Source organism: Hymenobacter citatus (assembly GCF_014333615.1).
Classification (GTDB): Bacteria; Bacteroidota; Bacteroidia; order Cytophagales; family Hymenobacteraceae; genus Hymenobacter; species Hymenobacter citatus.
The window spans coordinates 180,508-207,424 of sequence record NZ_JACSCY010000006.1 but is presented as its reverse complement, the minus strand read 5'-3'; the positions used below and the strand labels follow the sequence as shown (position 1 = coordinate 207,424).

Annotated in this window: 20 protein-coding genes; 4 read left to right on the top strand and 16 right to left on the bottom strand. The window is 60.9% G+C overall.

Annotated elements, in window-relative coordinates; genetic code table 11:
* The first annotated feature begins 82 nt into the window (after positions 1–82).
* Entirely contained in the window at positions 83–1,696 is a 1,614-nt protein-coding gene (locus H8B15_RS10450) for a sensor histidine kinase (RefSeq protein WP_187319627.1), read from the top strand.
* A 131-nt stretch (positions 1,697–1,827) separates the two neighbouring features.
* Here the strand turns inward: H8B15_RS10450 and H8B15_RS10445 are convergent, their stop codons facing one another.
* From H8B15_RS10445 to H8B15_RS10375, 15 genes are all read right to left on the bottom strand, one after another.
* Positions 1,828–3,273, bottom strand: coding sequence for a GH1 family beta-glucosidase (locus H8B15_RS10445; RefSeq protein WP_187319626.1), 1,446 nt, complete (start codon positions 3,271–3,273; stop codon positions 1,828–1,830).
* A 190-nt stretch (positions 3,274–3,463) separates the two neighbouring features.
* Positions 3,464–4,486: a glycosyltransferase family protein gene (locus tag H8B15_RS10440; RefSeq protein ID WP_187319625.1), complete on the bottom strand. Its 1,023-nt coding sequence runs from the start codon at positions 4,484–4,486 to the stop codon at positions 3,464–3,466.
* Positions 4,487–4,662: 176 nt separating this feature from the next.
* A complete protein-coding gene (locus tag H8B15_RS10435; protein ID WP_187319624.1) occupies positions 4,663–5,520 on the bottom strand; it encodes a UDP-2,3-diacylglucosamine diphosphatase in 858 nt (285 codons plus the stop codon).
* Positions 5,517–5,708: a hypothetical protein gene (locus tag H8B15_RS10430; RefSeq protein WP_185283004.1), complete on the bottom strand. Its 192-nt coding sequence runs from the start codon at positions 5,706–5,708 to the stop codon at positions 5,517–5,519. Before H8B15_RS10430 ends, H8B15_RS10435 begins: the two co-directional genes overlap by 4 nt.
* Before the next feature lie 172 nt (positions 5,709–5,880).
* Entirely contained in the window at positions 5,881–7,611 is a 1,731-nt protein-coding gene (locus H8B15_RS10425) for a bifunctional lysophospholipid acyltransferase family protein/GNAT family N-acetyltransferase (protein ID WP_187319623.1), read from the bottom strand.
* Positions 7,612–7,891: 280 nt separating this feature from the next.
* Positions 7,892–9,154 carry an alkaline phosphatase family protein gene (locus H8B15_RS10420; protein ID WP_187319622.1) on the bottom strand — a complete coding sequence of 421 codons (1,263 nt, stop codon included), beginning with the start codon at positions 9,152–9,154 and terminating at the stop codon, positions 7,892–7,894.
* 205 nt (positions 9,155–9,359) lie between these two features.
* Positions 9,360–10,469 carry a sulfatase-like hydrolase/transferase gene (locus H8B15_RS10415; protein ID WP_187319621.1) on the bottom strand — a complete coding sequence of 370 codons (1,110 nt, stop codon included), beginning with the start codon at positions 10,467–10,469 and terminating at the stop codon, positions 9,360–9,362.
* A gap of 528 nt (positions 10,470–10,997) precedes the next feature.
* On the bottom strand, positions 10,998–11,255 hold the full coding sequence (locus tag H8B15_RS10410; protein ID WP_187319620.1) for a hypothetical protein: 258 nt from the start codon (positions 11,253–11,255) through the stop codon (positions 10,998–11,000).
* A gap of 94 nt (positions 11,256–11,349) precedes the next feature.
* Positions 11,350–14,469, bottom strand: a complete 3,120-nt coding sequence (locus tag H8B15_RS10405; protein WP_187319619.1) for an efflux RND transporter permease subunit — start codon at positions 14,467–14,469, stop codon at positions 11,350–11,352.
* 211 nt (positions 14,470–14,680) lie between these two features.
* Positions 14,681–15,781: an efflux RND transporter periplasmic adaptor subunit gene (locus tag H8B15_RS10400; RefSeq protein WP_187319618.1), complete on the bottom strand. Its 1,101-nt coding sequence runs from the start codon at positions 15,779–15,781 to the stop codon at positions 14,681–14,683.
* Positions 15,782–15,970: 189 nt separating this feature from the next.
* Positions 15,971–17,287, bottom strand: coding sequence for a TolC family protein (locus tag H8B15_RS10395; protein WP_187319617.1), 1,317 nt, complete (start codon positions 17,285–17,287; stop codon positions 15,971–15,973).
* A 301-nt stretch (positions 17,288–17,588) separates the two neighbouring features.
* On the bottom strand, positions 17,589–18,947 hold the full coding sequence (locus H8B15_RS10390) for a HAMP domain-containing sensor histidine kinase (protein ID WP_187319616.1): 1,359 nt from the start codon (positions 18,945–18,947) through the stop codon (positions 17,589–17,591).
* 182 nt (positions 18,948–19,129) lie between these two features.
* Entirely contained in the window at positions 19,130–19,810 is a 681-nt protein-coding gene (locus H8B15_RS10385; RefSeq protein ID WP_187319615.1) for a response regulator transcription factor, read from the bottom strand.
* A gap of 153 nt (positions 19,811–19,963) precedes the next feature.
* The gene (locus tag H8B15_RS10380) at positions 19,964–20,938 is read right to left on the bottom strand and encodes a hypothetical protein (RefSeq protein ID WP_246455384.1); all 975 of its coding nucleotides are present in this window, start codon (positions 20,936–20,938) and stop codon (positions 19,964–19,966) included.
* Positions 20,939–20,986: 48 nt separating this feature from the next.
* The gene (locus tag H8B15_RS10375) at positions 20,987–22,546 is read right to left on the bottom strand and encodes an alpha-L-arabinofuranosidase C-terminal domain-containing protein (RefSeq protein ID WP_187319614.1); all 1,560 of its coding nucleotides are present in this window, start codon (positions 22,544–22,546) and stop codon (positions 20,987–20,989) included.
* 442 nt (positions 22,547–22,988) lie between these two features.
* On the opposite strand from H8B15_RS10375, the gene H8B15_RS10370 reads away from it, so the two are divergent.
* The 3 genes from H8B15_RS10370 (at position 22,989) to H8B15_RS10360 (ending at position 25,649) form a co-directional block, all read left to right on the top strand.
* On the top strand, positions 22,989–24,413 hold the full coding sequence (locus tag H8B15_RS10370; protein ID WP_187319613.1) for an ATP-dependent DNA helicase: 1,425 nt from the start codon (positions 22,989–22,991) through the stop codon (positions 24,411–24,413).
* Positions 24,414–24,551: 138 nt separating this feature from the next.
* The gene (locus H8B15_RS10365; RefSeq protein WP_187319612.1) at positions 24,552–25,052 is read left to right on the top strand and encodes a DUF1573 domain-containing protein; all 501 of its coding nucleotides are present in this window, start codon (positions 24,552–24,554) and stop codon (positions 25,050–25,052) included.
* A 114-nt stretch (positions 25,053–25,166) separates the two neighbouring features.
* Complete coding sequence (locus H8B15_RS10360; protein ID WP_187319611.1) at positions 25,167–25,649, top strand: DinB family protein; 483 nt, start codon at positions 25,167–25,169, stop codon at positions 25,647–25,649.
* Between the two features lie 173 nt (positions 25,650–25,822).
* Here the strand turns inward: H8B15_RS10360 and H8B15_RS10355 are convergent, their stop codons facing one another.
* The gene (locus H8B15_RS10355; protein ID WP_187319610.1) at positions 25,823–26,872 is read right to left on the bottom strand and encodes an acetamidase/formamidase family protein; all 1,050 of its coding nucleotides are present in this window, start codon (positions 26,870–26,872) and stop codon (positions 25,823–25,825) included.
* Positions 26,873–26,917 lie beyond the last annotated feature (45 nt).

Sequence of the window (26,917 nt, the reverse complement as noted above, 5' to 3'; positions counted from 1 at the left end):
AAGTTGTTGGCAGTGAGGACTGTGGATTGTTCTATCTTTACCAGATAAGACACTCCCCGCGCCCCTATCAACCTGCTCGTCTATGTCCCTTGCTGCGGATATGACCCTCATCTTTCAGGCATTGCCGGGCGCTTACCTGGTGCTGTCGCCTGCGCTATTGATTGAGGCTGTCAGCGACGCCTACCTGGCGGCCACGCTTACTACCCGCGCACAGCTGTTGGGGCAGTACTTGTTTGAGGCTTTTCCAGACAATCCGGCCGCACCCGAGGCCCAAGCTGTTGTCCGGCTGCGCGCTTCGTTGCAGGAGGTGCTGGCAACCCGGCAGCCGCACCAAATGGCCCGCCAGCACTACGATGTGCCCGACCCCCACCAGCCGGGCCACTTTGTGGAGCGCTACTGGCAGCCCGTCAATACCCCCGTACTTGGGCCAGACGGCGCGGTGCGCTACGTCATTCACCACGTAGTAGACGTGACGGAGCAGGTGCGGGCTGAGTGGGTGCGTGCCGTGCAAGAACGCCTGATAGAAACCGTTTTTGAACAGGCCCCAACGGCTATTTGGGTGACGCGTGGGCCGTCGCACATCGTTGAGCTAGTGAACCCGCGCATGGCCAGATTTCTTGGGCGTGCCCCGTCCGAGCTGCTCGGACGGCCCTACTTCGAGGTGATGACCGAACTCGTTGGCCTGGGCCTACCCGCGCTGTTGCAGCAGGCCTGGGAGCAGGGCAAGCCCTTGGTGCTGGAGGAATTCGCCGCGAAGCTACCCTACCACGGACCGGATGAAGTAACCCACTGCACGTTCGTGCTCCAACCCCTGCGGGACGAGGCGGGCCAGATCACGCGCCTGGCCTGCGTAGTGACCGACGTGAGCGAGCAAGTGCACGCCCGCCATCAGGTGCAACGTCTCAATCAGGAGTTGGCGGCCCTCAATGAAGTGCTGACCACCACCAACGAGGAGTTGCGCGAGAGCAACACCCACCTGACCCGCACCAACGCCGATCTGGACACGTTCATCTACACGGCCTCGCACGACCTGAAATCTCCCATCACCAACATCGAGGGGCTGCTGCTGGCTCTGGGCGACGTTTTGCCGATTGAGGTGCGGCAAGGCGAGTTGGTTGCTCACCTGCTGACTTTGCTCGATGACACGGTGCACCGCTTCCGCAACACCATTACCCAACTCACCGACCTGGTGCGCCTGCAACAAAGTCAGCAGGGGCTTGTCGAGCAGCTGGACCTGGCCGCCGTGCTCGAATCCGTCATCCACGACTTAGCGCCCGAAATCCAGGCGGCGGGGGCCACGGTGCAAGTGGCCATACCGGCGGGCCTCAGGGTAGGCTTTGTGCCGGCCAATCTGCGCTCTATCGTCTACAACCTGCTCTCCAACGCCGTCAAATACCGCGCGCCGGACCGGGCGACTCAGGTTTGGGTGCGCGCCGCGCCGCACCCAAACACCGTGACGCTGAGCGTGCAGGACAACGGGCTGGGGTTGGATGAGGTCCAGCAGGGGCGCTTGTTTCAGGTGTTTCAGCGCCTGCACACGCACGTGGAGGGCACGGGCGTGGGCCTCTACATGATAAAGCGCCTGATTGAAAACGGGGGCGCTACCATCGCCGTCAGCAGCACCCCCGGCGTGGGCACCACCTTCACGGCCACGTTCTGCACCCAGCACCTCGGCGTAGTTCGTGGCAAGCCATAGTGACGGCAGTAAGCAGCCTTTTGCTGGTTGATGATCAGGTCGTTATTCTTCAGAAAACTGAAGCAGCCAAGGCACGCAGGCCGCCTCGACAGGCTTAGAATGACATCTACTGCCTTGGGCGTGACGACGACTCAATAGATAGACTGCTGCTCCGCGGCGCTGCTGAAAGCAGGAGCGGTACGCATCGTTTCGCCCGCCAGCAGCTGCTGATACCACCACCCCGAATCCTTGATAATACGCTGCTGGGTAGCATAATCGATGTGCACCAGCCCGAAGCGTGGCTCGTAGCCTTCGGCCCACTCAAAATTATCAGTGAAAGACCACGCGAAGTAGCCGTCTACGGGCACGCCCTCGCGCCGCGCCCGCAGCACCTGCCCAATGCAGGCGTGCAGGTAGGCCTGGCGGGCTACGTCGTGCACCCGATTGTCGGGAGTGACGACATCGGGAAAGGCCGCGCCGTTTTCGGTGACTAGCAGGCGCGGTGCGTGCGCATACGCGCTGAACTGCCGGAGCATGTGGTAGAGGCTTTCGGGAAACACCTCCCAGCCCATTTGCGTGTAGGGCACGCCGCGCCTAGCGGCCCCTACCAGGTTGGCCCACAGGAGCGGCACGTAGGGCGAGTGGCGCACCACCTCGCGGGTGTAGTTCTGGACACCCCAGAAATCGAAGGCGAAGAGGAGGCGGTCCTCGTCGCCGGGCTGCATGTAGCGGTTGATGCGGTTGAGCAGCGGGGCCTCGGCGGTGGGGTAGCCCAGCCCCAGGGTAGGCTCCACAAACAGGCGGTTCAGAATGGCATCGGCGCGGCGGGTGGCCCGCTCGTCGCGGGGAAGGCCTACGCGCCAGGGCGTGAGATAGGAGCACGAGAAGGTAGTGCCAATCTGGGCCGAAGCTGGCAACGCGGCCCGCAGCGCCCTACCCCCCTCGGCCTGGGCCAGCGTGGCGTGGTGGGTAGCGGCCAGAAACGCCCCAAGGCTGCGCCTACCCGGCGCATGAATACCCAGCAAATGCCCCGCCCCGGTAAACACCATCGGCTCGTTGAGCACCATCCAGTGCTGCACCCGGTCGCCGAGACGGCGGGCCAGTACCTGCGCGTAGTCGGCCAGCCAGCCCACCACGGCGCGGTTGGTCCAGCCGCCCTGCTGCTGCAAGGCCAGCGGCAAATCCCAGTGATACACCGTGAGCCAGGGCGTGATGCCGCGGGTCAGGCAGCCATCCACCAGCCGGTCGTAAAAATCCAGGCCTTTGGGATTGACGGGGCCGGTGCCGGCCGGCAGCACCCGCGACCACGCCGCCGAAAACCGAAAATCGGGAATGCCCAGCTGCTGCATCATGTCCAGATCGGTAGACCAGCGCTGGTAAAAGTCGCAGGCCACATCGGCGGTTTCGCGGCCTTTGATGGCGCGGCGGCCGCGCACAAACGCGTCCCAGATGCTCCAGCCCTTGCCCTCGGCATCCCAGCTGCCTTCTATCTGGTAGGCCGCCGTCGACACGCCCCACCGGAAATCCGGCCCAAAATCGGGGCGGGAGTAGAGCGGCGGGGTAATAGACGGAAAGAAAGCGGCGGGTAGGGTACTCATGAACAGAATAATATGAGGATGGCTGGGGTGTCGCCCGCCGGTCCGACGCCGTAGGCGTCCGACCGGTATCGTTGCGGTCGGCTGCGCCACGTGGGTAAATGGAAGGCATCAGCACGCAGCCCGTTGCACGATACCGGTCGGACGCCTACGGCGTCGGACCGGCGGGCGACAACTCAGCCAAGTGTCAGTATTATATGAAGATAGTGGGCGTAGGCTCGGGGACGTGCTCCCGCAGCACAGTATCCAGAATCTGACTGGTTTCGTCGGGGTAGTGCACGGGAATGGCGCGGCCCTGGGCCAGCCAGTGGTCGAGCGCGTCAAGGTGCTTGTCTTTGAGGTTTTTGACCACTGGCACGCCCATTTTTGCCAGCGCGGCGGCGTTACAGGCCTGCTCGTACTGGTTTTTCATGGGCACTACCAGCAGCTTCTTGCCCAGGTACAAGGCCTCGGCGGGCGTCTCGAAGCCAGCGCCGCAGAGCACGCCCGCGCTGTGCGCCATGCTCTGGGTGAAGGCCGCGCCGCTCACGGGGCGCACGCGCACGTTGCCGTGCTCCGACTCTTGGGTGCTGTGCTTCGAAAACACCTCCCAGCGCACCGTCCGGCTCAGGTAGCGCAGCCGGTTCACCAACAGTTCTTCCTCAAAAGCAGGCAGATACACTGTGTAGTGCTCCCGCTGCTCGGGTACCAGCTCGCGCACCTGCTGCCGGATAACGGGCGTGTGAATGCCGGGCGCATACGCTTCAAAATGAAAGCCGAAGTGCGCCGTAGCGGGCGCGTAGTGGCGCAGCACCGCCCTACCCACCGGATCGGGGCGCTTGGGGCGGGGCGCGGCCGGGTGCAGCACGGCGCTCTGGTGGCTGAGGGCCACGCACGGCCGGTGGTGCAGCCGGCACGCCCACGCCGACACCGGTTCGAAGTCGCTGATAATCAGATCATATTTATCCAGTGGCAACGAGCGTATCTCGCGCACGAAGGCCGCCGAGTTCAGCTGCCAGAACGTTTTGGCGAAGTTGATACCGCCTTTTTTACCAAAGATAAACCCCATGCCGTGGCAGCGGTACTGCACAGGAAAGGGGAGAGAAATATCAGTAGCCGGTCCGCTCACCAGCACATCGAGGTGGCTGGCGCGCTGCTGCAACAACGGCACGATATCCAGGGCCCGGCTCAAATGACCATTGCCGGTTCCCTGGATAGCGTAAAGAATGCGGGGCATAGAAGCGTATTGATTATCAGAATTTTATAAAGGAAAGTGGCGACTATTTGTGTGCATTGAGTGAGTCGTCTACCCGGTGTAGAGACGCATACTTGCGTCTCGTCGTCCGGCCGAATCGTTCAACGACAAGACGCAAGTATGCGTCTCTACATCGTGCTGGAAGCCTTTTCGTTTTCCTACCCCTGCGGAATATTGAATTCAGCCAGCAAGCTGGTAAGCAAGGTGTCGTCCGTGTCGAGGTCGTCGGGGTCGGGGAGGGCGGGGAGCTGCATGGCGGGGTCGGTGGCGTAGTGGTAGAGCTGCCAGCCGGTGGCGGCGGTATATTCCAGGGCCGTGAGGTTCTCCACCCAATCGCCAGAGTTGAGGTACATCACCTCGCCGCCCGTGGTTTGTATGGGTTTGATAGTAGGATGATGAATGTGCCCGCAGGCCACGTAGCGGTAGCCCGCGTCGGCGGCAATGGTGGCGGCCGTTTTCTCGAAATCGCCCATTAGGCTCACGGCCCCCTTCACGCGGTTTTTCACCGCTTTCGACAGGGCCACCCGCGGCCGCCCTATCTTCGTCAGCAGAAAATTGACCAGGCGATTCAGCAAAATCAGTGTGTCGTAGCCGTGGGCGCCCAGCCGCGCCAGCCAGCGGGCGTGGCGCATGGTCACGTCGAACACATCACCATGAAACAGCCAGGTTTTGCCGTGGGGCAGGTCCAGCACCACCTTGTTGGCAATGGAAAGCGCCCCGAGCCGGGTGCCGGCAAAGCGGCGCAGCAGCTCGTCGTGGTTGCCGGTGAGGTAGTGAATGCGGGTGCCCTTGGCCAGCAAGCCCGTCAGGTGGCGCACCACGCGCATGTGCGCCGGGGGCCAGTAGTTTTTGCTGAACTGCCAGATGTCGACAATATCACCATTGAGCACCAACACCTTAGGTCGCACGCTGCGCAGGTAGCGCAGCAGCTCGGCGGCGTGGCAGCCGTAGGTGCCCAGGTGCACGTCGGAAATAACAACTACATCGAGACGGCGGCGGGGCGGGGCCTTGCTCATCCGATAGCCGGGCGGGCCCAGAAACGAGGACGCAGTTGGCGGGGCGGTAGCTCGTTGGCCCGAAACGGCGAGCGGAAGGCCCGAATGAGGTGCAGGCCGTAGAGTACCACCAGCACCAGCTGGAACAGCACATAGCCCAGCCAGCTTAGTAGCCGGCGCAGGAGCGGAATCGTGGTGGGAGCATGCATAGCGTCAGTCCGTTGATTCAGTTCAAAGGTCCTGTTCTACTATGACTTAGGCGTTACGGGCGCATTATGGTTGTGTCATGAATTAGCTGTTAGCTGATGGCTGTTAGCTACTAGCTTCTTTCAAACGAACGCTAATAGCTAACAGCCATCAGCTAACAGCTAATCAAATCACTTACCCCCGCTCCAACAGCCGCTGGGTACGGTCGGGTAGGTCGTAGGCGTCGAGGACTACAAAGCCGTCGAGGACGTTGCTGAACGCGGGGTCGAGGTTGAAGCCCACGAAGCGGGCCTTCTGGCGGATGTAGTGCCGCAGCAGCACCGGTACGCCCAGGCCGCTGGGCTCTAGTGCCCCAATGAGATGGTTGAGGGCTTCTACGCTGTCGAGGCCCCGTTGCAGGGTAGCTGTGGTGTCGGTGTCGCCGGCGAGGGGGCGGTAGCGGAACTGCTTGCGGGGCTGCACGTGGGCCGCCAGTTCCTCATCAAAGCAATGCCGACGAATAAAGTCTACCATCACCGCTTTTGATACCGGCGAGAAGCGGTTGCTAATGCTCACGGGGCCAATCAGGTAGCGATACTCGGGGTGCTCCACTAGGTAGGCGGCTATACCTTTCCAAAGCAAAAGCAAGGGTAGGGTCTGCTGCTGGTACTCGGGCCGCACAAAGGACCGGCCCAGCTCCAGCGACTCGCTCAGCAGCGGCTTCAGCTCTTTCTTCAGCCGAAACAACGAGTGCAAATAAAACCCGCGGCGGCCGTGCTGGCGCAGAATGTTGCGGCCCGGCCCCACGCGGTAGGCCCCTACCAGGCAGCCCGCCCGCCGGTCGTACAGGAACAGGTGGCGGTAGTAGGTGTCGTAGGTGTCGAGGTCGGTGGGCTGCTGGGTGCCTTCGCCAATTTCCCGGAACGTCAGCTCGCGCAGCCGGCCTATTTCGCGGAGCACGTTGGGAATTTCGCGGCTTTTGGCCACGTATACTTCCCAGGAGCCGCTCACCAGCACGCGCCGCTTGGGGCGCAGGGTAGCTAGCTCCTGGGCAATCAGGGTAGGGCAGGTTTCGGCTACTACAGGCGGAGCGCAGGGTATGGCTACACTAGTTGACATTACAGCCGAGCCCAAGGCGTGAACCTGTGCTTTCAAAAAAGGCAGCAGCTCGTTCTGCGCAAAGCGTTGCTGTTGTGCTGGCAGCAGAGGTTGCCCCACGCGCACGTGCACCGTGGTGCCCTGCTTGTTCAGCAGCTCGGCCGGTAGGCGCAGCGTGCGCAGCAGCGGGTGCAACAGCCCCAGCCAACTAAACGACAGGCTATTCTGACCGCTCACCCAAATAGGTAGCACTGGCACGCGGGCCGTTACCAGTAGGCGCTCGGCCGTAGGGTTCCAGCCGGGCTCTTCTACGGTCCCAAACGGTGTAGTACGGTGGGCCACCGCGCCCGCCGGAAACAGCAGTAGGGGCACATCATTCTGCAAAAACCGCAATAGCTTCCGCACGCTGGGTACGTTGCGCTGCCACTCGCCCGCGTCGGGCTTCACCAGCACCAGCTGCTCGTGCAGCTGGGCCAGCAGGGGAGCTAGGGCCTCATTGGCTACCGCCCGCAGCTCGGGGCGCACTTTGCCCAGCACGTGTAGCAGCACCAAGCCATCGAGCAGGCCGCTGGGGTGGTTGGCCACGGCCACAAAGGCCCCCGTAGTGGGCACGCGCCGCAGCTCGGCAGCCTCCACACGCACCTCAATGCGCAGCTGCGTGAGCACCGCCGCCACAAACTCCAGGCCCGAGCAGTTTTCTACCTCCTTATACAGACGCTGCAACTGGCGCAGCTGAGCTAGCTGCCGAAGCAACGGAAACGCTACCCGGCGTAGGCGTAGCAGGCGGGCGGAGGGTAGGGGCAGCGGTAAGCCAGAGGATAATTCCATCAACACAAATCCATGAAAAAAATGAAGCAGCTACTTGCCCGGCAGGATGCTCAGCGGCGCTGGGTATCCCATTGGCGAGCAGCTGCTTGGCGCTACTTCAAACTTCTTCTTTCAGGATTACTTGGGTATGTACCAGTCTTTACGGAATTGTTATATTTTTTGGGTAGGTGTTCGATTTCGTCCAGCAGTTGTAAACCCTACAAGCTACTGTCAGGTGAGGCGGGTATTGTCGAGCTACTACAGCATCTGCCTTGAGCTAAGCGGCGCAAGCAGAAAGCTTTTACTTCTTCTGCGCCTTTGAACCGGGTTTCTCGCTGGTCAGCCAGCGGTTTACAGTGTTGTGCTTGCCTTCGAGCACAATCTTATAGAACTCGCCGGGATATTGTTTTCGGCTGACTAGCAAGGACTGCCGCTCTAGCGGTGCGGTGCCCAGGAGGGTGTAGGCATCTTGCTCGCCCGTTTGGAAGTTGTTGGTGGGAGTGAGCCACACCTTCACCTTTTCCGTTTTCGGCCCCAGCGCCTGCCAGGTGATGCGCAGACTGTCGCCAGTGGCCTGTACCTGCGGCCCGGCCAGCGACACAGGGCCAAGGAGCGGCACACCGTCTAGCTCCCGTTGCGTGGCTTGGGGTAGGGAAAGTTGTAGATAGCGGGCGACGGTGGGCAGAATATCCACAATGCCTACCGGCTGCTGGCGGGCGTAGGTATTCACCTCCTTCGTACTGAGCACCACCCAGGTAGCCCGCTCCCGCGCCGATTGGCCGCCGTGGTGGCGGCCGGTCTGCGGGTCGCGGCCGTGGTCGGTGGTGAGCACCAGCAGCCAGTCTTCCTTGTGCTGCCGCTGGCGGGTCTGCACGGCTTCCCAGAGGCGGCCCACTTGCGCATCGAGGTAGGCCAGGGCCTGTAGCTGCTCGGGACTGTCGCCGTGGCGGTGGCCCATATCGTCGGTATACTCCAGGTACACCCAGGAGAGGTCGGGGGCGTTGGTGGCCAGCGTTTTCGTGGCTTCCTGCACCACCCGCTCATCAATGGCGTGAATGTACTGGCTCTGCTTGTCGTGGGGGTAGGCAACGGTGTCCAGCTCGTAGCCGTCGGCGTGGTAGTCGAGGTGCAGGTTGCCGGTGGCGGCCAGGCCGTCGCCGAGCAATTTGGTGCGGTTGTCTAGCCAAGTAGAGAAAACAGCGGTTCTGCTGGCGGGGCGCTGGTCTTTCAGCAGGCGGAAAATGGTTTTGTACTGATAGTTGGGGTCTTTAATATCGTTGTCCCACACGTTGTGCTTGTAGCCCCAGGTGCCGGTGAGCAGGTCGTTGTAGCCAGGCGCCGAGATGGTGGGCGTTTCGGTGTAGGTGCCTTGGTCGCCGCCCACGTGGGCGCGCAGGTAGGTGCCGGCCGCTATCAGCTTGCGAATGTTGGGGGTAGGCGCCTTCTCAAGCACATCGGCCGGGATGCCATCGGCAATGATGAATACCACCTTGCGGGCGCGCTGCTGGGCCGGGGCTAGGTGGGTAAGGAGGAGTGCCAGGAAGAGGAAAGGGTAGGATTTCATGCGGGTGCAGAAGGAGTGAAATCAAGAACATCATGCTGAGCGAAGTCGAAGCATCTCGCGTGCAGCGATAATCCCGATCGTCAGGAATTACTATTAGTATAGATGCTTCGATTTCGCTCAGTATGACCATGCAACATCAGCACGCGCGATTTCTCCTCCTTGCTTGATGCGCAACATGGTCGAAATGACGTTCATGTAGCCTATACTACTGCCCTACCACAGCCCCTACGGGCTTGCCCGTGGCGGGGGTAGGGGCGTAGGTGAGACCCAGCAGGCGGGCCAGGGTGGCGGCTACCTGATTCTGGTAGAGCTGGCCGGTGCGGGCCTCGCCGGTAGCGGGCGTGTCGGGGCCGAGGGCGGCCAGCCAGATCTGGTCGGCGCCGGGCACATCGGCGCCGTGGTCGCGCCATTTGCTGTTGGCGGCGGCCCCGCGGCCGTGGTCGGTGGTGATGAGCAGGGTGGTTTTGCCGCGGTACTGCGGGTCGGTTTGCAGGTAGGCCCAAAGCTGACGCAAGAACGCGTCGGTGTAGTGGGCGGCGTGCAGGTAGGCGCCGTACTCGCCGGCGTGGGCAAACTCATCCGTGTCGCCAAAGCCAATGTAGAGCACCCGCGGCTTCTTCCGCTTGAGGTAGGCCAGGGCGTACTGGTCGGTGAACGAGTCGAGGCGCTCGGTGCCGAAGGGACTAGGTGTGGCGGGCAGCATCTCATTCAGCAGCACTTCCTGGGGCGAGAGGCCGGGGCCGGGCACGGGGTCCATGCCGGCATGCACGGGCAGGCCGCTGCGCCGGGCATTCAGGATGGCCGGAAACACGTCCCAGGAGCCAAACGCCGCCACCTTGCCGCGAAACGCCGCCTGCTGACTAAGCCACTCCAGCACCGACACGTTGGGGTTGGGCAGCGGGTTGTTGCTGTGAATGCGGGCGTTGTCGGCGGCGCCGGTCAGGAGTTCATTGTAGCCGGGGTAGGAAAACCACTGGTTGTTGGTCACGTTCACCTGGCTGCCGGCCTCGCGGTTGCCGTAGAGCTGGCCTTGCTTGGCCACCGTGCCCCACAGAAAGGGCATAAGTGCCTGCCGGCGCTGGGCGGCCGTGCCCTGCCCAAACTGCTGTTGCAGGTCGGCGCGGTTGGCGTAGTAGTGCTTGCTCTGGCGAAACAGGCTGGTATCGGCCCCGCCGAACACCTCCTGCCAGCGCATACCGTCCAGGGTTACCAGCACTACATTTTCGGTGCGGTGCTGGGGCGTGGATTGGGCGTGGGCAGTGGCAGTCAGGCCCAGGCTGAGGAGTAGGGAAAGAAAGGAGCGGGTTAGGTGCATGAGATGGTAGGCGAATAGTCGTGATAAGTAAGAACGTCATGCTGAGCGCAGTCGAAGCATCTCTACCGCTTCGTTGTTACCATAAGGAATTACTCACAACAGAGATGCTTCGACTCCGCTCGGCATGACGGTCTACACGGCGTGGCTTTCTACTGCAGCAAGTACAGCACGCCGTTAATATCGTCGTTCCCACCGAACTGCCACTCTAAAGCAGCTTCGTAATTGACTGTGTTGGCACCTCGCCCGGAGGTAGGGTAGCGAAATTGTAGGGCAATGCAGCCGCTACTGTCAATGCCCGTACCGCTGCTAGCAAAGGCTATTGCGGTGGTAGTTGTAGGAGGCCTGCAAGCCGGTGTGCCGCAACAGCCAACTGGTGCAGCCCGCAAATTTGTTCTTTCTACTGCGTAAAGGCTTTACAGCGTAGTTGTGTCTTTGTTAACAAATCATGCTTGCGTGTTTGCTATAAGTAAACACACAAAGGCTGTGTAAAAGAAGGCAAAAGCAAAGCCTGCCTGGTTCGCCACCAACTCATTTCTCCGAAGCAACCTGGGAAACAGGCAAGCTAGGCACGGCAACGTGCAGCAACTGCTGCCAGCTGTCGTCGGATAGCTCTAGACTGTTGCTGGCGGGGCTCCAGCGTAGCACCGGGTTCACGGCTTTCAGTAGCTCTACCCAATCAATGGCGGTATCGAGGGGAGTTGGTTGAGCTTCAACTTCGGCGCGGAGTGTGCCGGCTACTTGCATCTGCAAGGAAGGGGGTAGGAAGGCGAAAGGAGCAAGAATCATATGTCTAAATCGTTAGAGGGGTGTGTTATACAATAGCGCCGGGTAGTACGCGCATCTACGCATACTACCCGGCGTTGGCGGTAGGGGCCAGATGCTAGCCCGCAGCCAATTTTTCCTGGCGCCGACGGTAGCCCTGGTGCGTGCGCTCAAAAATCAGCGGGAAGATGAACAGCGTGAGGATGGTGGACGTCACCAGTCCGCCAATCACTACAATAGCCAGCGGCTTCTGCGTCTGGGAGCCAATGCCGGTGCTAATGGCCGCCGGAAACAGGCCGATGGCTGCCATCATAGCAGTCATCAGCACCGGCCGGATACGTGAGGTTACGCCGTCGTAAATAGCCTCATCGAGCGGCATCTTCTTCAGGATATTCTGCTTGAATACGGTAATCAGAATTACGCCGTCCTGAATACAGATACCGAATAGGGCGATGAAGCCGATACCAGCCGAGATACTGAAATTGGTATCCGTGAGCAGCAGGGCCGCAATGCCGCCCGTAATGGCGAAGGGCACGTTCAGAAGCACTAGCCCGGCGTCTTTCATGTTGCCAAAGAGCACGAACAGGATGAAGAAAATCAGCAGTAGCGAGATGGGCACCACCACGGCCAGGCGCTGGGTGGCGCGCTCCTGGTTCTCGAAGTCGCCGGCCCAGGCGTAGGAAAAGCCCTTGGGTAGGGGCACCTGGGCATTCACCTTGCGCTGCGCCTCTTCGATGGTGGAGCCCATGTCGCGGCCGCGCACCGAGAACTTGATGGCGATGAACCGCTCGGTGTCGTCGCGGAAGATGAGCGAGGGGCCGGTGAGCAGGTTGATGGTGGCAATTTCGCGCAGCGGAATCTGCGAGCCGTTGAGGGTAGGCACCATCAGGCGGCCGATTTCCTCCTCGGTTTTGCGAAACTCGGGCTGGTAGCGCACCCGGATGCTGAAGCGCCGCTCGCCCTCGTAGAGCTGCGAGGCTTCCTTGCCGCCGATGGCCATTTCCACCACCGCGTTGGCGTCGGCCTTGCTCACGCCGTAGCGGGCCATGCGCTGCTCGTCCAGCTCCACGTGCAGCTCGGGCTGGCCCAGGTTGCGCACCACGCCCAGGTCCTCGATGCCGCGCACGCCCTTCAGAATGGCATACACGCTGTCGGCTTTCTGGTCGAGGAAGGGTAGGTCGTCGCCGAAAATCTTCACCGCAATGGACCCCTTCACGCCCGACACGGCTTCCTCCACGTTGTCCTGAATGGGCTGCGAGAAGCTGAACACCACCGTGGGCAACAGGGCGTGCAGCTGGTGCTGCATACTGTCGATGAGGGCCTCGCGGTAGGCGGGTTTTTTCAGCTCCGGCAGCTGCTTGGTCACCACATGAAACTCCACGTTGTAGAAGCCCGTGGGGTCGGTGCCGTCGTTGGGACGGCCGGTTTGGCTGAGCACCTGCTTCACTTGGCTGAATGAGCCCAGCGTTTTGCGCATTTCCTGCGTCAGCTCCACCGATTTTTCCAGCGAAATGCTCATCGGCAGCGAGGCGCGCACGTACAGCGAGCCTTCGTCGAGTTGGGGTAGGAACTCGGTGCCCAGCAGCCGGAACGCCCCGATGCCCATCACCAGCCAGATGGCCGCAAAGCCCAGGCTCACGGCCTTGTTGCGGTACACGCGCCGGAACAGGCGCAGGCTGTTGCGCGTCACGAAGTTGATGAACGGATTGTTCTTTTCGCGCACGTTCTTGTTCAGCAGCATACTCGCCAGCACCGGCACCAGCGTGAGCGTGGTGATGAGGGCGCCCAGCAGGGCGAAACCCAGCGTCCAGGCCAGGGGCGAGAACATCTTGCCTTCTACCTTCTCGAAGGAGAAAATGGGTAGCAACGCCGTGATGATGATGAGCTTGGCCGTGAAGATAGTTTTGCCCATCTCGGCGCCGGTTTTGCGGATGAGGCGCAGCTTGGCCAGGCGGTTGAATTTCTCCATCCCTACCTTGTGCGCCAGGTGGTCGAGAGCCACGAAGATGCCCTCCACCATCACCACCGCGCCATCCACGATGATGCCGAAGTCGATGGCGCCCATGGATAAGAGGTTGGCGCTCATGCCCTTCAGCCGCAGGCAGATGAAGGCAAACAGCAAGGCCAGCGGAATCACCACCGACACCACCACCGTGGTGCGCCAGTCGGCCATAAACAGCAGCACCACCAGCGTCACGAGCACGATGCCTTCTACCAGGTTGTGCTGCACCGTGCCCACGGCGTAGCCAATGAGCGTTTCGCGGTTGTAGAACGTCTTGATCTTGACGCCGGCCGGCAGCACTTTCTCGTTCAACTCTTCTACCTTGGCATTCAGGCGCTTAATGACTTCCGAAGGGTTTTCGCCCTTGCGCATCACCACAATGCCTTCCACCACGTCGGGGTTCATATCCAGGCCTACCTGGCCCAGGCGGGGTAGGGCCGACTCGCGCACCTCGGCCACGTTGCGCACCAGAATGGGCGTGCCGTTCACGTTCTTGATGATGATGGTGCGGATGTCCTCCATCGTGCTCAACAGCCCGATGCCGCGCACCACGTAGGCCTCGTCGTTTTTCTCGATGATGTCGCCGCCCACGTTGATGTTGGAGCGCGCCACCGACTCGTACACGTCCAGGGGCGTGATGTCGTACTCGGCCAGCCGGCGCGGGTTGATGCTGATTTCGTAGCTCTTCACCTCGCCGCCGAAGCTGTTCACGTCGGCCACGCCGGGCACGGCCTTGATGCGCCGGTCAATCACCCAGTCCTGAATGGTTTTCAGCTCGCGCACATCGTACTTCTCGCTTTCCAGGGTGTAGCGGAAAATCTCGCCGGTCGGGCCGTAGGGCGGCTCCACCTCGGGGTCGATGCCCTCGGGCAACTCAGCCGAGGGTAGCAGGTTGTTGACCTGCACGCGGGCAAAAGCGTCGTCCACATCGTCGTCGAACACCACCTTCACCACCGACAGCCCAAAGAGGGTAGTCGAGCGAATGTTGGTTTTCTTCTGCGCCGGGTTCAGGGCCACCTCAATGGGCAGCGTAATAAACTTCTCGATTTCCTCGGCCGAGCGCCCCGGCCACTGCGTGATGATGGTGACCTGCGTATTGGTCACGTCCGGGAAGGCATCGATGGGCGTGCGCTGGTAGCTATACAGCCCCGCCGCCACCACCAGGGCCGTGCAGAAGAAAATAAAGAAGCGGTTCCGGAGCGAAAACCCCAGAATGCCGTGAATGAATTTATGCATAAAAATTAGATGCTATGAGCGGCTGTGACTAGCGTCGCGTGCAGCTAGAGCTAGTTCCCCTCCTCAGCTGAGGAGGGGCTAGGGGTGGTTGAAAGGCTAGAATAGAGCTAGAACTAGTAAGTCGTGCGACGAACATCAACCACCCCTAACCCCTCCTCAACTGAGGAGGGGAACTAGCTCCTAGCTCTAGCTTTTGCTAGTAGTTGCTTCACTATTGATTTAGCGTATGATAGAGCAGTAGCGCGTTGCGCGACACGACTTGTTCGCCGGGCTCCACGCCGCCGTTGAGGTAGGTGTAGCCGCCGGCAGTGCCGACCGTTTCCACATTGCGGGTTTCGATGTTGTTCCGGTCCTTGAACACGAGCACGTAGCTGCGGCTGCGCTCAAACACCAGCGCCGACGACGGCACACTTAGTTTAGTGGCGCCTGTGGGCGCCGACACCGTAACGGTGGCAAACATTTCGGGTTTGAGCTTATTATCAGGATTTTGCAGCGGCACACGCACCGTCAGCACGCGGCTTTCGGGGTCGAGGGCGCTGAAGGCCGGGTCGATTTTGCCCTCGGCGGGTTCGTTGGGGAAGGCCAGGGTGCGTACCACGGCCGGGGTGCCCGGCTGCACGCGCGAAATGTCGTCTTCGTACACGCTGGCCAGCGCCCACACCGTATTCAGGTCCGAAATGACGAACATCGGCTGGTCGTTGTCGGAGCGCAGTTGCGTGCGTGGGTTCACGGTTTTTTCCACTACGAAGCCCGCGGCTGGTGCTTTCACCAGGTAGCGGGCCGCACCCTGGGTTTGCTGGGTGCCGTAAATGGCGCCAATCTGCTTGTTTTTTTGCACCTCGGCCTGGGCGCGGCGCACTTCCTGTTGGGCCAGCTGGTACTCGCGGGCCGAGGCCAGGCCATCTTCGTACAGCTCCTTGGTAGAGGCCAGCTCCTGCCGGGCTTTCGCCAAATCCACCGTGGCCGTGGTCGACTCGGAGCGGAAGTTGGCAATGTCGGTGCTTTCCAGCTCGGCCAGCACCTGCCCGGCCTTCACATACTGCCCCAGCGCCACGTTCACCTTGGTCACGATACCGCCCACCAGCGGAAACACCTTATTCACCCGCGACTCGTCATAGGCAATTTTGGCGGTGAGTTTCAGCTCGTTAATCACGGGGCGCTGCTGCACCGTGTCTAGCGCAATGCGCGCCATGAGCGAATCGGAAACCACCGCGACCGGCGCTTCGGCCGCCGCCACGGGGGCGTCGGGGTTGTGCTCCGAGCAGGCCGCGAGGCTGGCTGCCAGCAGCAGGCCCGGAAGGATATAGCGCATAGAAAAGGTAGTGAAACGTGACATGAGGGAAGTGATTCGGGGAATGAGGAGCGGACTAGTAGCCCGTCATGCTGAGCGCAGCCGAAGCATCTCGCGTACTGATGCTGCAATGGTAATCCAGACGTCAGCACGCGAGATGCTTCGGCTGCGCTCAGCATGACGTTCTGGTTAGGCCATACAAGTATTTGGCTAGTAGCTGAATACCTGCTGCCCCAACTGCTCATTGAGCTTGTCGAAGGCGTTGAGGCGCTCGGCGCGGCTTTGGTTCAGCTGAATGACGCCCGACTTATAGGAGTCCAGGAAATCGAGGAATTCCAGCAGGCCAATGGCCTTGCGCTGGTAGCTGCGCAGCACGCCGTCGAGCAGCTCGTCCGCGTCGGCGAAGTACTCGGGCGGGAAGGCATTGGAGATGCGCTCGGCTTCCTGGGCCTTGCGGTAGGCCTGGGTCACCTCGTTTACCACCGTAGCCTCCTGTTGGCTGAGCAACTGCTCGCTACCCTGGCGCTGGGCCTCGGCCAGCTTGATGCCGCCCTGGTTGCGGTTAAATAGGGGGATGGGCATGCCTACCGTGAGGCCGGTGTAGTGCTTGCCCACGGCGCCGTTGTGGTCATAGAAGGTGCCGGCGGTCAGGTCGGGTACGGCCAGGGCCTTTTGCAGGCGCACGTTTTGCTCCTGCTGGCGCACGGTGGCGGCGGCGGCTTGCAGGTCGGGGCGGTTAGCGCGGGCCGTGGCCAGGGCCTGTTCGAGCGGGAGCGTGTTCAGGCTTAGGGTAGTGGGAAGCGTGGCGGGCAGCTGGGGGCGCAGGTAGCGCGGCTGGCGGCTGCCCAGCAGCAGGTTCAGCTCGGCTTGGTCTTCGGAAATATCGTTGCGCAGGTCCTTTAGCTCGCTCTCTAATTCAAAGAGTTGCGTTTTCAGGCGTACTACCTCTTTCAGGGCCACGTTGCCGCGCTGGTACTGGCGCTGCGTGATGTTGAGTGTTTCTTGCAGGGCGTTGATTTGCCGGGCGTACATGGCCTGCGTCTGCTGGCGGAAGAACAGCGTCACGAAGTTTTCGCGCAGCTCGTAGCGCAGCGTGCGTACCAGATCCGTAAACTCCAGCTCGGAAATGGCCACGCCGGTGCGGGCCACGTCAACGGCCTTGCGGCGCTTGCCGCCCAGCTGAATCAGCTGCTCAATGCCGCCTACCAGCTGAAAGCGGTCCTCATTGTGCTCGAAGAAGCGGCCATTGTAGGGGTTGAACAGGTTGCGCTCCAGCGAGATTTCCGGGTTGTCGAACAGGCGGGCCTGCACCACATCGGCCTGCGCCGCCGGAATGTTGAACCGCTCGGCCAGCAGGGCAAAGTTGGTGTTCAGGAAAGCAGCTTCGGCCTGGGGTAGGGTCAGCGCCAGCGTGTCGGTAGGAGCCGGGGCCACCGCCGCGCCCGGCAAGGCCGGCGACTGCGCATGGCCCGGTAAAATACCAAGTAGGCTGATTGTTAGAATGCTGATAAACAGGTGTATTTGCATGATTTTGGGAGGGTATCCAAAGGACAATGCAAAATTACCAGCTATATAGAGGGCAAAGATTATAGGCTTATTAGAAGTGTATTAGAATCAGATTAGAGTGGTAGTCACGAAGCGCCTACCCTCCAGCGTCCCTAGCCAAGGGTCAGGTCGATACCCTTAGAAGCCGTTTGAGTTAACTGTCGAACGGTGTAGAGACGCAACCTTGCGTCTCGTCGCCCGCGCCAAATGGCCGAAATCGTTCAACGACAAGACGCAAGGTTGCGTCTCTACACCCTAGCAATGGCCCACCGATTTTGCCGCACTACACCGCCAGCACCACGCGCATGGTAGTGCCTTTGTGCAGCTCCGATTCTATTTCCAGGGTGGCGCCGTGCAGGCTGAAAATGTTGGCGGCCAGGGCCAGTCCTACCCCATACCCGCGAAACCCGTGGGCATTGGCGGCCCGGAAAAACGTTTGTCGCACGTGCTGCAAATCGGCGGGCGCAATGCCAATGCCAGTATCGGCAATGGTGAAGGTGACCTGCCCCGGCATGTAAGCCAGAGAGCACAGCACCGGGCCTTCCGAGAACTTGCAGGCATTGTCGATTAAGTTGCTGAGAGCCAACCGGAACAGGTGCCGGTCGCCGGGCACGGTCAGCAGGGCCGCGTCCTCGGGTAGGTCGCCCAGCGTGATACGCACCCGGTTGCCTTCCTGCAATAGGGTAGCCTCCTCGCAGGCCTCAAATAGCACCTCGTCGAGCCGGACGGTGCCGCCCTCCGGCAGCCGGGCCTCGCCCGAGCCCAACTGCGCCAGCTGCAACAGGCGACTGATAATTTCCTTCAGCTTGTGTGCATCGGCCAAAGCCGAGCGAAGGGCGTCGGAATACACTTCCGCGGTCCGCGGGCGGGCCAGCGTAATTTCCAGTTCGCCAATCATAGCCGTGAGGGGCGTGCGCAGCTCGTGCGAGGCGTTGTTGATGAAGCTCTGCTGCTGCTCGAAGGAGTGCTTGAGGCGTTGCAGCATTAGATTGAGGGTAGCCGACAGCTCGCCCAGCTCATCGGGCGGCGGTGGGGCGGGTAGGTTCAGCTGCAAATCCGATGCGCCCACGCGCTGGGCATGGTGCACCAACTGACTGATGGGCGCCAGGGCCGTGCGCGCAAACCATCGGCCCAGCACAAAGCTCAGGATCATTCCTATGAGCAATACCCCGCCCGATACCAGCCTCAGGTGGGCTAGCCGCTGCTGCCCGGAGCGGTCTACGGCCGCCACCAGAATGCAGAAATTGCCTTGGTTATCGGGGTAGTAGATGCCAACCAGCTGTTCCTCGTGGTGGCGCCGGCTCACGTAGCGGGTGCGGCGTACGCGCGCCAGCAGGGCCGGCGTGAAGGCGGCGTTGGGCAAGGTGCCAAAGCGCGCCTGGTTCTTATCGTCATAAATACCAACGACTTCGGCATTCAGGTTGCGCTGAAAGCGCGTGCGCGCCCGCTCTATACTCACCGGGCTTTGCTCGTCGGCTTCCAGAAACAGGGTAGCCGCCGTGTAGGCACGCTCTTGCAGGCGCTGCTCGTAGAGCTTATGGGTATTCTGCCAGGAAAGGTAGTAGACCGTGCCCAGGCCACCCCCCAGCAGCAGCCCCACCAGTAAGGTAAATTGCAGCGCCAGTCGATTGCGGATGGTCATGGGGAGTTGTGAGATGGTGAGATGGTGAGATAGTGAGTTTGCTGTTCTGTCATCCTGAGCCTGCGAAGGACCTTATGCCCACAGAACAAGTCGTTGCTTTGCTAATCGTGCTCACGTAAGAAGGTTCTTCGCAGGCTCAGGATGACAGAACAGCAAAACTCACCACTCACCATTTCACCATCTCACCACTCACTGTCCCGCAGGCTGTAGCCCATGCCTACTACCGTTTGGATGAGGCGGCGGTTGAAGGGCTTGTCGATTTTGTTGCGCAAGTAGTTGATGTACACGTCCACCACGTTGGTGCCCGTGTCGAAGTTGAGGGCCCACACCTGCTCGGCAATGTAGGTGCGGGAAAGCACTTCGTTTTTGTGTTGCAGCAGCAATTCCAGCAACGAAAACTCCCGGGCCGTGAGGCTGATTTGGGTGTCGCCGCTCCGCACGATTTTGGTCTGGGTGTTCAACTCCAGGTCGTCGGCTTGCAGCAGGGTAGGGCTGTAGGTGGGGTTGGCGCGGCGGGTGAGCGCCCGCACGCGGGCCAGCAACTCCTTGAACTCGAAGGGCTTCACCACGTAGTCGTCGGCGCCCAGGTTCAGGGCTTCCACTTTATTGTCGGTGGTGCCCAGGGCCGTGAGCATGAGGATGGGCACGTGCACGTTGCGCCGCCGAATTAATTCGCACAGCTCATAGCCATTGAAGATGGGTAGGCTGATGTCGAGCACGATGATATCATACTGATTACTCATAGACATCAAATGGCCAGTTTTGCCATCAAATGCCACATCCACAGCATACTCCTCTTCCTCAAATCCTTTCTTCAGGACCGTGACCACCTTTAGCTCATCTTCTACCAACAAAATCTTCATAGGCTAGTCGCCGCTACGCGTAGTAACTAGATACCAATAATCGACAAAACGTTGGCTATCAGCATCAGATAATTTCCCTGCAAAGGTACGTTCCTACCCAAAGCGCAACATTAGAGGACCATTAGAGATGCGTTGAAAAGATCGGAGAGGAGGTTACTGCCCAGGCGGCGTCAGCTCTTGCAGCAAGCCCCGCAAATCCTGGTTGATTAGTCGCACCGAGGCTTGCAACTCGTTCAGCATATCGGCCCGCAGGTGCAGGGCGTCGGCATCGTAGTGCCCGCCGTCGCCAAAAAGCAGTGCTAGCTGCGCCCGGCCCTTGCGCGAGTCGGGGCGCTCTAGCTGGCCATAGTGTTGCCAGCGGCGGCGCGCGTTGTGCGCCAGCGACGACTGCCCCTGGTTGCTGAAGGCCGGCTCCGTGAGTACATACCACACCGACGGCGGGTAGGCCGTAGACTGTTGGTTTTCCTGCCAAATATCCGCCAGTAAATTGCGCGGGTGCGTGAACTGCACGGTAGGGTTGGAGGTGAGTGTGAGCACGCCCAGCACGGCCGTGGCCAAGCCACCCCCAATGCCAAAGGCATACTGCCCTGCGCGCCCTTCCACCACCGTAGTGGCAATACCCGACGCCGCCCCCACGGCAATGGAAAGCACCGTGAGTCGTTGCTCGCGCCGGTTGGCGTGCTCCGTGAGGTAGCTGGCTACCTGGTCGGCCCGTTCGCCTTCGCAGTCCAGCTCGGCGGCCACGCTGGCAATGGTGGTGGAGAGCAGAAGCAAGCGCGTCAGAATGCGTTGTTGCTGAGCCTGGTACAGCTCGCTGCGGGCGTTGCCGGTGGGCGTGGCGCGCTCCAGGCGTACCAGTTCGTGCAGCTGCGGCAGCACGCCGGCCGCGTTGGCCAGCAGCAGGCTACGCTGCGAAAACCGCTTCGATAGCAGACTGTCGCGCAGCAACGGCTGCATGGTGGGTAGGGGTAGGAAAGCCGGGTCGTCGGCAATGAGGTGGGGCGGGTCGCAGTAGCCCGCTTCCACCCGCAACGACTGCCCCGGCTGCCGTGTACCGGCGCAGGCAGACAGCAGCACTGCCAGGAGGAAATAGGGCAGCAACGCACGGGTAGGGGCAAAAAAGATCATTAGGTTTGTTGGGAGTAGCAATACGTAACGCACTACATACGGCACCAGCTACCGGAGCGCCGCTTGTAGCAGCACAATGCTGTGCCCGGCCACGGTGTAGGTGGTAGTGCCGGGGGGTAGGGTACGCTGCTGGTAGCTCACCACGTTCGTGCCGGGCGTTTGCAGCGTGTTCATTGATTCCAGAGAGGGAGCGGTTAGCTCGTGGGCCGTCCAGCTGCCGGTAGTGGGGGCGTCAAGCCGGATATCAACGCCCTGAGCGCTAGGCTGCACTATGGCGAGGGTTAGCGTCTTGCCGTCGGTGGAGGCGGCCACGTCCAGCTGCTCCGCGCCCGCAAGCGTAACGGCCACACTGGTGGGGCCGCACAGCTTGCGGTACAGGGCCAGGGGGTAGTAAATGGTCTGGCAAATGCTGGTGGTGTCGTCGGTCATAATGGGAGCCAGCACGTTCACCGTCTGCGCCCAGGTAGCCAGGCCAATAACCGCCGCGTGGCGCTGAAACACGTTCAGAAACGCCGCCACGCCCAGCGCGTGGTTCCAGGTGTAGTCCATTTCCAGGTTGTAGGCGCCGCGCCCCCCGGCCTCCCAGATGCCCCATTCATCAATGGCAATCTTCACCGGCTGCTGCCGCGGCGGAAAGCGGTACCACTTGCTAAATGTTTCCACGGTAGCCGGCGCATACGCCTTAATCTGGGCGGCGGTAACTTTGATGCTGGCTTCCATAGCCGCAATGGAAGTGAACAGCGAGGCCGGGTCGCCGGGCTTGGAACTGGCGTAGAGGTGCAGCGAGAGGTAGTCGCAGATGGGGTGCAGCTCCTGCAAGATTTGCTGGTTCCAGTCGGGCTTGTCGCCTACCATAATCAGCTTAATAGACGGGTCCTGCAACTTCATCAGCTTGGCGTAGTACCAGGCTTTTTTGATGTAGTCCTGCGGATTTTGCAGGGTGCCGGCGTCTTCGCGGGCGGCCTCCTCGTTGCCCAGGCCCCAGTACTGCACCTGGTAGGGCGCGGCGTGGCCGTTTTTCTGGCGCTGGGTGGCATAGTAGGTACCCATGCCGTTGCAATACTCCACCCACTCGGCGGCTTCCTCGGCCGTGCCGGTCGACATGTTCACGGTCAGAAACGGCGCCGCCCCCAGCTGCTGGCAGTACTGCATAAACTCGTCAGTGCCCACGTGGTTGTTGTCGAGGCCGCCCCAGATCAGGTTTTTGCGCACCGGCCGGTGCTTGCCCACGCCGTCTTTCCAGTGGTAGATCTTGGTGACGGTGCCGCCGGGGTAGCGCAGCAGCGGCGGGCGCAGCCCGCGCACTTTCTCCAGCACATCGGGCCGGAAGCGGTGCTTCCGGTCGTCGTAGATACCGCCGTAGATGGCCCTACCCAGGTGCTCGATAAACTGCCCGTAAATAAGGGGCGATATTTCCCCCAATGGCTGATTCAGGTGCACCGTGAGGGTAGCAGCGGGCGCCCGCCAGAAGTGTTTAACAGGTCCTGGCACCATGGCGCCGAGCAAAAGGCCTGTGCTGTTCTTCAAAAACTTTCTTCTTGATGGCTGCTGCATGCGGTCGGTAGGCGTAGGTTGGGTGGCGGGTAAGGTAGTGGTTGAGCTTGCCAAGTTACGGCTGCTGCCATGCGTGGCAAGAATTGCACAGCCTGCATTAGTGCTCCCTTTGATTCTATCAGGGCTTCCGCGCTGGCGCCTGCCGGTTCGACGCCGCAGGCGTCCGACCGGTTGCCGCGTGCTGACAGCCCCGCCATATGCAACGTCCGCAGGCCGTTCGTGCAACCTCAGCATGCGGCAACCGGTCGGACGCTTACGGCGTCGGACCGGCAGGCTCCGCCCTCGCTCGGCTGTGCCGAGTGAGCACTACGCCTGAGGGGCTATGCCCCGAATCCGGCTGCGCCGCTTGCTCGAAACCGCCTCAACGCGTGACAGACGCGCGCAGCAGAGCTGCTGGGGCGTAGTGCTCACTCGGCACAGCCGAGCGAGGGCAGTAGCCTTGGTTCGATGGCGTTGCTTTCCCTCCACCAAGAACAGCGTTGTATCTTTGCCCTCTATGCTATCCGTCCGAATTCCTTCCGTCCGCGACTATTTCCCCTACGAGCCTACCCAGGACCAAGCCCTGCTTTTTCAGAAGCTCGACGTGTTTCTGCGCGATGAACTGCCCGGCCGCAAAGCATTTGTGCTGCGCGGCTACGCCGGTACGGGCAAAACCACCGTGGTAAGCGCCTTGGTGCAATGGCTGCAACAGCGCGGCCGCAAATACACCCTGATGGCGCCCACCGGCCGCGCCGCCAAGGTGATGAGCGTGTACTCGGGCGTGGCGGCCAGCACCATCCACAAGAAAATCTACCGCCAGACCGGCGGCGCATCTTCGGAGCGCCTCAACTTCCAGCGCCAGCCCAACCGCACCGCCGACATGCTCTACATCGTGGACGAGGCCTCCATGATTTCCGACGAAAAGGCGTTCGGTGAAAACGGCCTGCTCGACGACCTGCTGGGCTACGTATTCGAGAAGCCTACCAACCGCCTACTGCTCATCGGCGATACGGCCCAGCTGCCGCCCGTGGGCCAACTCCTGAGCCCCGCCCTCGACCCCGAGCTGCTGCGCCACCGCTTCCGTGCCGCCGTCGATTCGGTGGAGCTGCGCCAGGTGATGCGCCAGGCCGAGGAGTCAGGTATCCTGGTGAATGCTACCATCCTGCGCGAAGAACTGCGCGAGGAACAGCCCCACATCCAGTTCTTTACCAGCGGCTACCGCGACATTTTCAAGATGGGGGGCGACAAGCTGGAAGACGGCCTGCGCTGGGCCTACAAGAACTTCGGCCACGAAAACACCACCATTATTTGCCGCTCCAACAAAAACGCCAACCAGTACAACCAGTACATCCGGCGCATTTTGTTCGAGGCCGAGGATGAGATTGAGTCGGGCGACTACCTGATGGTGGTGCGCAACAACTACTTCTGGCTGCCCAACGATTCAGAAATGGGCTTTCTGGCCAACGGCGACTTTGTGCAGGTCACCAAAATCGTGCGGCGCACGGAGGAGTTCGGGTTTCACTTTGCCGATGCCCGCGTGCGCTTTGTAGACTACCCCGACGAGCCCGAGCAGGAGGTAAAGCTGCTGCTCGACACCCTGCACACCGAAAGCCCCGCCCTACCCGCCGACCGCAACAAAGCCCTCTACGACGCCGTGGGACTGGATTATGCCCACCTTACCACCAAGCGCGACAAGTCGGCGGCCCTGCGCAAGGACCCGTTTCTGAACGCCTTGCAGGTGAAGTTTGCCTACGCCCTCACCTGCCACAAAGCCCAGGGCGGCCAGTGGCAGGCCGTGTTCGTCGACCACGGCTTTTTGAAAGAAGATATGGTCAACTCCGAGTTTGCGCGCTGGCTCTACACGGCCATTACCCGCGCCTCGGAGCGGCTGTTCCTGCTGAACTTCAACCAGAAGCTCATTGCTGATGCGCCGGCTGAGTAGAAACTAATGAAATTCTAATCCATTCTTCTGAACTTCACCAGCCTTACGCCAGTTTAAAGGCCAAACTGGCAAAGTTCTTGGCTCCCTGCCCGGAAATCTTAACTTTGTTCTACGCTAACTACCAAACGTTCTAGCATCATGAAAAAGATACTCCTCCTTGCCCTGTCCTTGTCGATGGCTGGCGTTGCGGCTCAGGCCCAAACAGTTGCACCCGCCAACGCTCAGGCGAAAGTAGCTGGCCCCAACATTCAGTTTGAAGAGTCGAAGTACGATTTCGGCTCCGTAGCGCAAGGCGACATCGTAGAACACACCTTCAAGTTCAAGAACACGGGCACCGCGCCGCTGGTGATTTCCAACATCGGCGTAAGCTGCGGCTGCACTACCCCCGATTGGACCCGTGACCCGGTGATGCCCGGCAAAACCGGCTCCGTAACGGCTAAATTCAACAGCGCCGGCAAAATGGGCATGCAAAACAAAGTGCTGACCATCGAGTCGAACTCAGCGTCTGGCAACGCCATGGTATCGTTGGTAGGTGAGGTGAAAGACGCTGCCGCTATGACCACCTCCGCCATGGATACCGAGGGCAAAGAGAAAGTGAAAATCGGCGACGCCAAAATGAAAGCCAAGAAGAAGTCGTAAGACAACTGCTTGCGGCTACCAATGGCCCGGCTCTGCGAAGAGTCGGGCCATTTTTGGTTTCTGCTGCGGCCGTTTTTGCGTATACTTCCTCATACCCTTTTCAACTTCTCTGCTATGGAACAGAACACCCGCGAGGCACTTGTCGACCACTTGGTTAGCCTGCTAACAGAGGCCAACGCCCACATCACCTTTGAAGAAGCCTGCGCCGATGTGCCGCTACTGGTCTTCAATAAGCACGTGCCGGATATGCCGTATACTATCTGGCAATTAGCTGAGCACGTGCGCATTGCACAGTGGGATATTCTGGAGTTTTCCAGCCAGGAGAAACACGAGTCGCCTAAATGGCCCGAGGGGTACTGGCCCGCCCGCGACGCCAACGCCACAGAGGAACAATGGCAGCAAACGCTCACGCAAATTCGGGAAGACCGGGACCGGTTCATCGCCCTGCTGCGCGACCCCGCGCAGGACTTGCTGGCGCCCATTCCACATGGCACGGGGCAAACGCTACTGCGTGAGGCCCTGCTCATTGCCGACCATACCGCCTACCACACCGGCGAGATTGTGATGATGCGGCGGCTTCTGAAAAATTGGAAGTAGCTGGTGCCGCCCTACCCCGGCTCCGCAGCACCAGCTACAGTATAGCGGGTTCGTGCATCCTGTGTCCCAGGGCTGAAGCCCTGGGCTAATCAGTGGATTGTAAGCGAAAACGCTCCGTAGCCCAGGGCTTCAGCCCTGGGGCGCATGGCTAATCCGGCACGGCAGAAAACGGATTATTTCTGCTTTTTCGTTGCTGTAAAAATCTTCTTGGGCAGTACCATGTGGGCGCCGCGGGTGCCGTCTACTACCTGCGTTATTTCTAGGTCGGCGGCCACGCTGGCCAGCATGTAGGCGTCGTCTTTGCTGAGGTGCTTGGCCTGTTGCAGGTAGGTTATCATCTCGCGCAGGGCAATTTTGGCGGCTTTGGTGAGGTCCTCGTCGGTGCCCATGGTGATGTAGGCGGTAGGCGTTTCGGCACGGGGCCAGGTCAGGTGCATGTCTTTGCGCACAATGAATTCCAGCGTGCCGGTCAGCGAGGTTTCCAGGGCGGTAATGTCAACTTCGCCGTTGCCCTGGCCGGCGTGGCCGTCGCCTACCTCAAACAATGCCCCCGGCACATGCACCGGAATGTAGAGCGTGGTGCCGGCTACCAGCTCCTTGTTATCCAGGTTGCCGGCGTGGATGCCGGGCGGCGCGCTGTTCACGCGGCCCGCGGCCGGGGGCGGCGCTACCCCCATGCTTCCAAAAAATGGCCGCAGCGGAATTTCGATACCCGGCGCAAAATCGGCCATCATGCGCTTTTTGTCGAGCGGGATAATCCGCATTTTGGCGTAGCCGAAATCCTCAGGAATAAACCCACTGGTAGGTCCGAAGGCATTGTAAGCGTAGGGAATAGCCAGGTCTATTTTCCGGATACGCACTTCCAGCACGTCGCCGGGCTCGGCGCCCTCCACGTAGATAGGCCCGGTGAGGATGTGCCCACCGGGACCTTTGTTGGTCACATCTCTGTAGATGTCGCGCAAGGATTGTTCTACCTGATCGGGCTTTACGCCGGCACCTTCCAGGCGGGTAGGGCTGGAGGTGATGAGCGTTTCAACCTGCACCGCGTCGCCGGACTTGATGCGCAGCACCGGCTTGGCCTGGGCGTCGTAGTAGCCCCAGGCCACGGTTTGGGGCGTGGCTTTCAGTTGATGCGTAGTGCTGCGTTGGGCCGATGCTGTGGCGGCGGCCGCGAAGAGGGCTGCCGCAAACGCAGCGCTTTTCAGGAGGGTAGGGGTAGGCATAAGTGGAGGGCTATGTGGCGATGGTGGAAGATACAGCGGCGCGGC

Coding starts and splice junctions, on each gene's coding strand:
- H8B15_RS10450 (WP_187319627.1), top strand. CDS start 83: ATGTCCCTTGCTGCGGATATGACCCTCATCTTTCAGGCATTGCCGGGC.
- H8B15_RS10445 (WP_187319626.1), bottom strand. CDS start 3,273: ATGAGTACCCTACCCGCCGCTTTCTTTCCGTCTATTACCCCGCCGCTC.
- H8B15_RS10440 (WP_187319625.1), bottom strand. CDS start 4,486: ATGCCCCGCATTCTTTACGCTATCCAGGGAACCGGCAATGGTCATTTG.
- H8B15_RS10435 (WP_187319624.1), bottom strand. CDS start 5,520: ATGAGCAAGGCCCCGCCCCGCCGCCGTCTCGATGTAGTTGTTATTTCC.
- H8B15_RS10430 (WP_185283004.1), bottom strand. CDS start 5,708: ATGCATGCTCCCACCACGATTCCGCTCCTGCGCCGGCTACTAAGCTGG.
- H8B15_RS10425 (WP_187319623.1), bottom strand. CDS start 7,611: ATGGAATTATCCTCTGGCTTACCGCTGCCCCTACCCTCCGCCCGCCTG.
- H8B15_RS10420 (WP_187319622.1), bottom strand. CDS start 9,154: ATGAAATCCTACCCTTTCCTCTTCCTGGCACTCCTCCTTACCCACCTA.
- H8B15_RS10415 (WP_187319621.1), bottom strand. CDS start 10,469: ATGCACCTAACCCGCTCCTTTCTTTCCCTACTCCTCAGCCTGGGCCTG.
- H8B15_RS10410 (WP_187319620.1), bottom strand. CDS start 11,255: ATGATTCTTGCTCCTTTCGCCTTCCTACCCCCTTCCTTGCAGATGCAA.
- H8B15_RS10405 (WP_187319619.1), bottom strand. CDS start 14,469: ATGCATAAATTCATTCACGGCATTCTGGGGTTTTCGCTCCGGAACCGC.
- H8B15_RS10400 (WP_187319618.1), bottom strand. CDS start 15,781: ATGCGCTATATCCTTCCGGGCCTGCTGCTGGCAGCCAGCCTCGCGGCC.
- H8B15_RS10395 (WP_187319617.1), bottom strand. CDS start 17,287: ATGCAAATACACCTGTTTATCAGCATTCTAACAATCAGCCTACTTGGT.
- H8B15_RS10390 (WP_187319616.1), bottom strand. CDS start 18,947: ATGACCATCCGCAATCGACTGGCGCTGCAATTTACCTTACTGGTGGGG.
- H8B15_RS10385 (WP_187319615.1), bottom strand. CDS start 19,810: ATGAAGATTTTGTTGGTAGAAGATGAGCTAAAGGTGGTCACGGTCCTG.
- H8B15_RS10380 (WP_246455384.1), bottom strand. CDS start 20,938: ATGATCTTTTTTGCCCCTACCCGTGCGTTGCTGCCCTATTTCCTCCTG.
- H8B15_RS10370 (WP_187319613.1), top strand. CDS start 22,989: ATGCTATCCGTCCGAATTCCTTCCGTCCGCGACTATTTCCCCTACGAG.
- H8B15_RS10365 (WP_187319612.1), top strand. CDS start 24,552: ATGAAAAAGATACTCCTCCTTGCCCTGTCCTTGTCGATGGCTGGCGTT.
- H8B15_RS10360 (WP_187319611.1), top strand. CDS start 25,167: ATGGAACAGAACACCCGCGAGGCACTTGTCGACCACTTGGTTAGCCTG.
- H8B15_RS10355 (WP_187319610.1), bottom strand. CDS start 26,872: ATGCCTACCCCTACCCTCCTGAAAAGCGCTGCGTTTGCGGCAGCCCTC.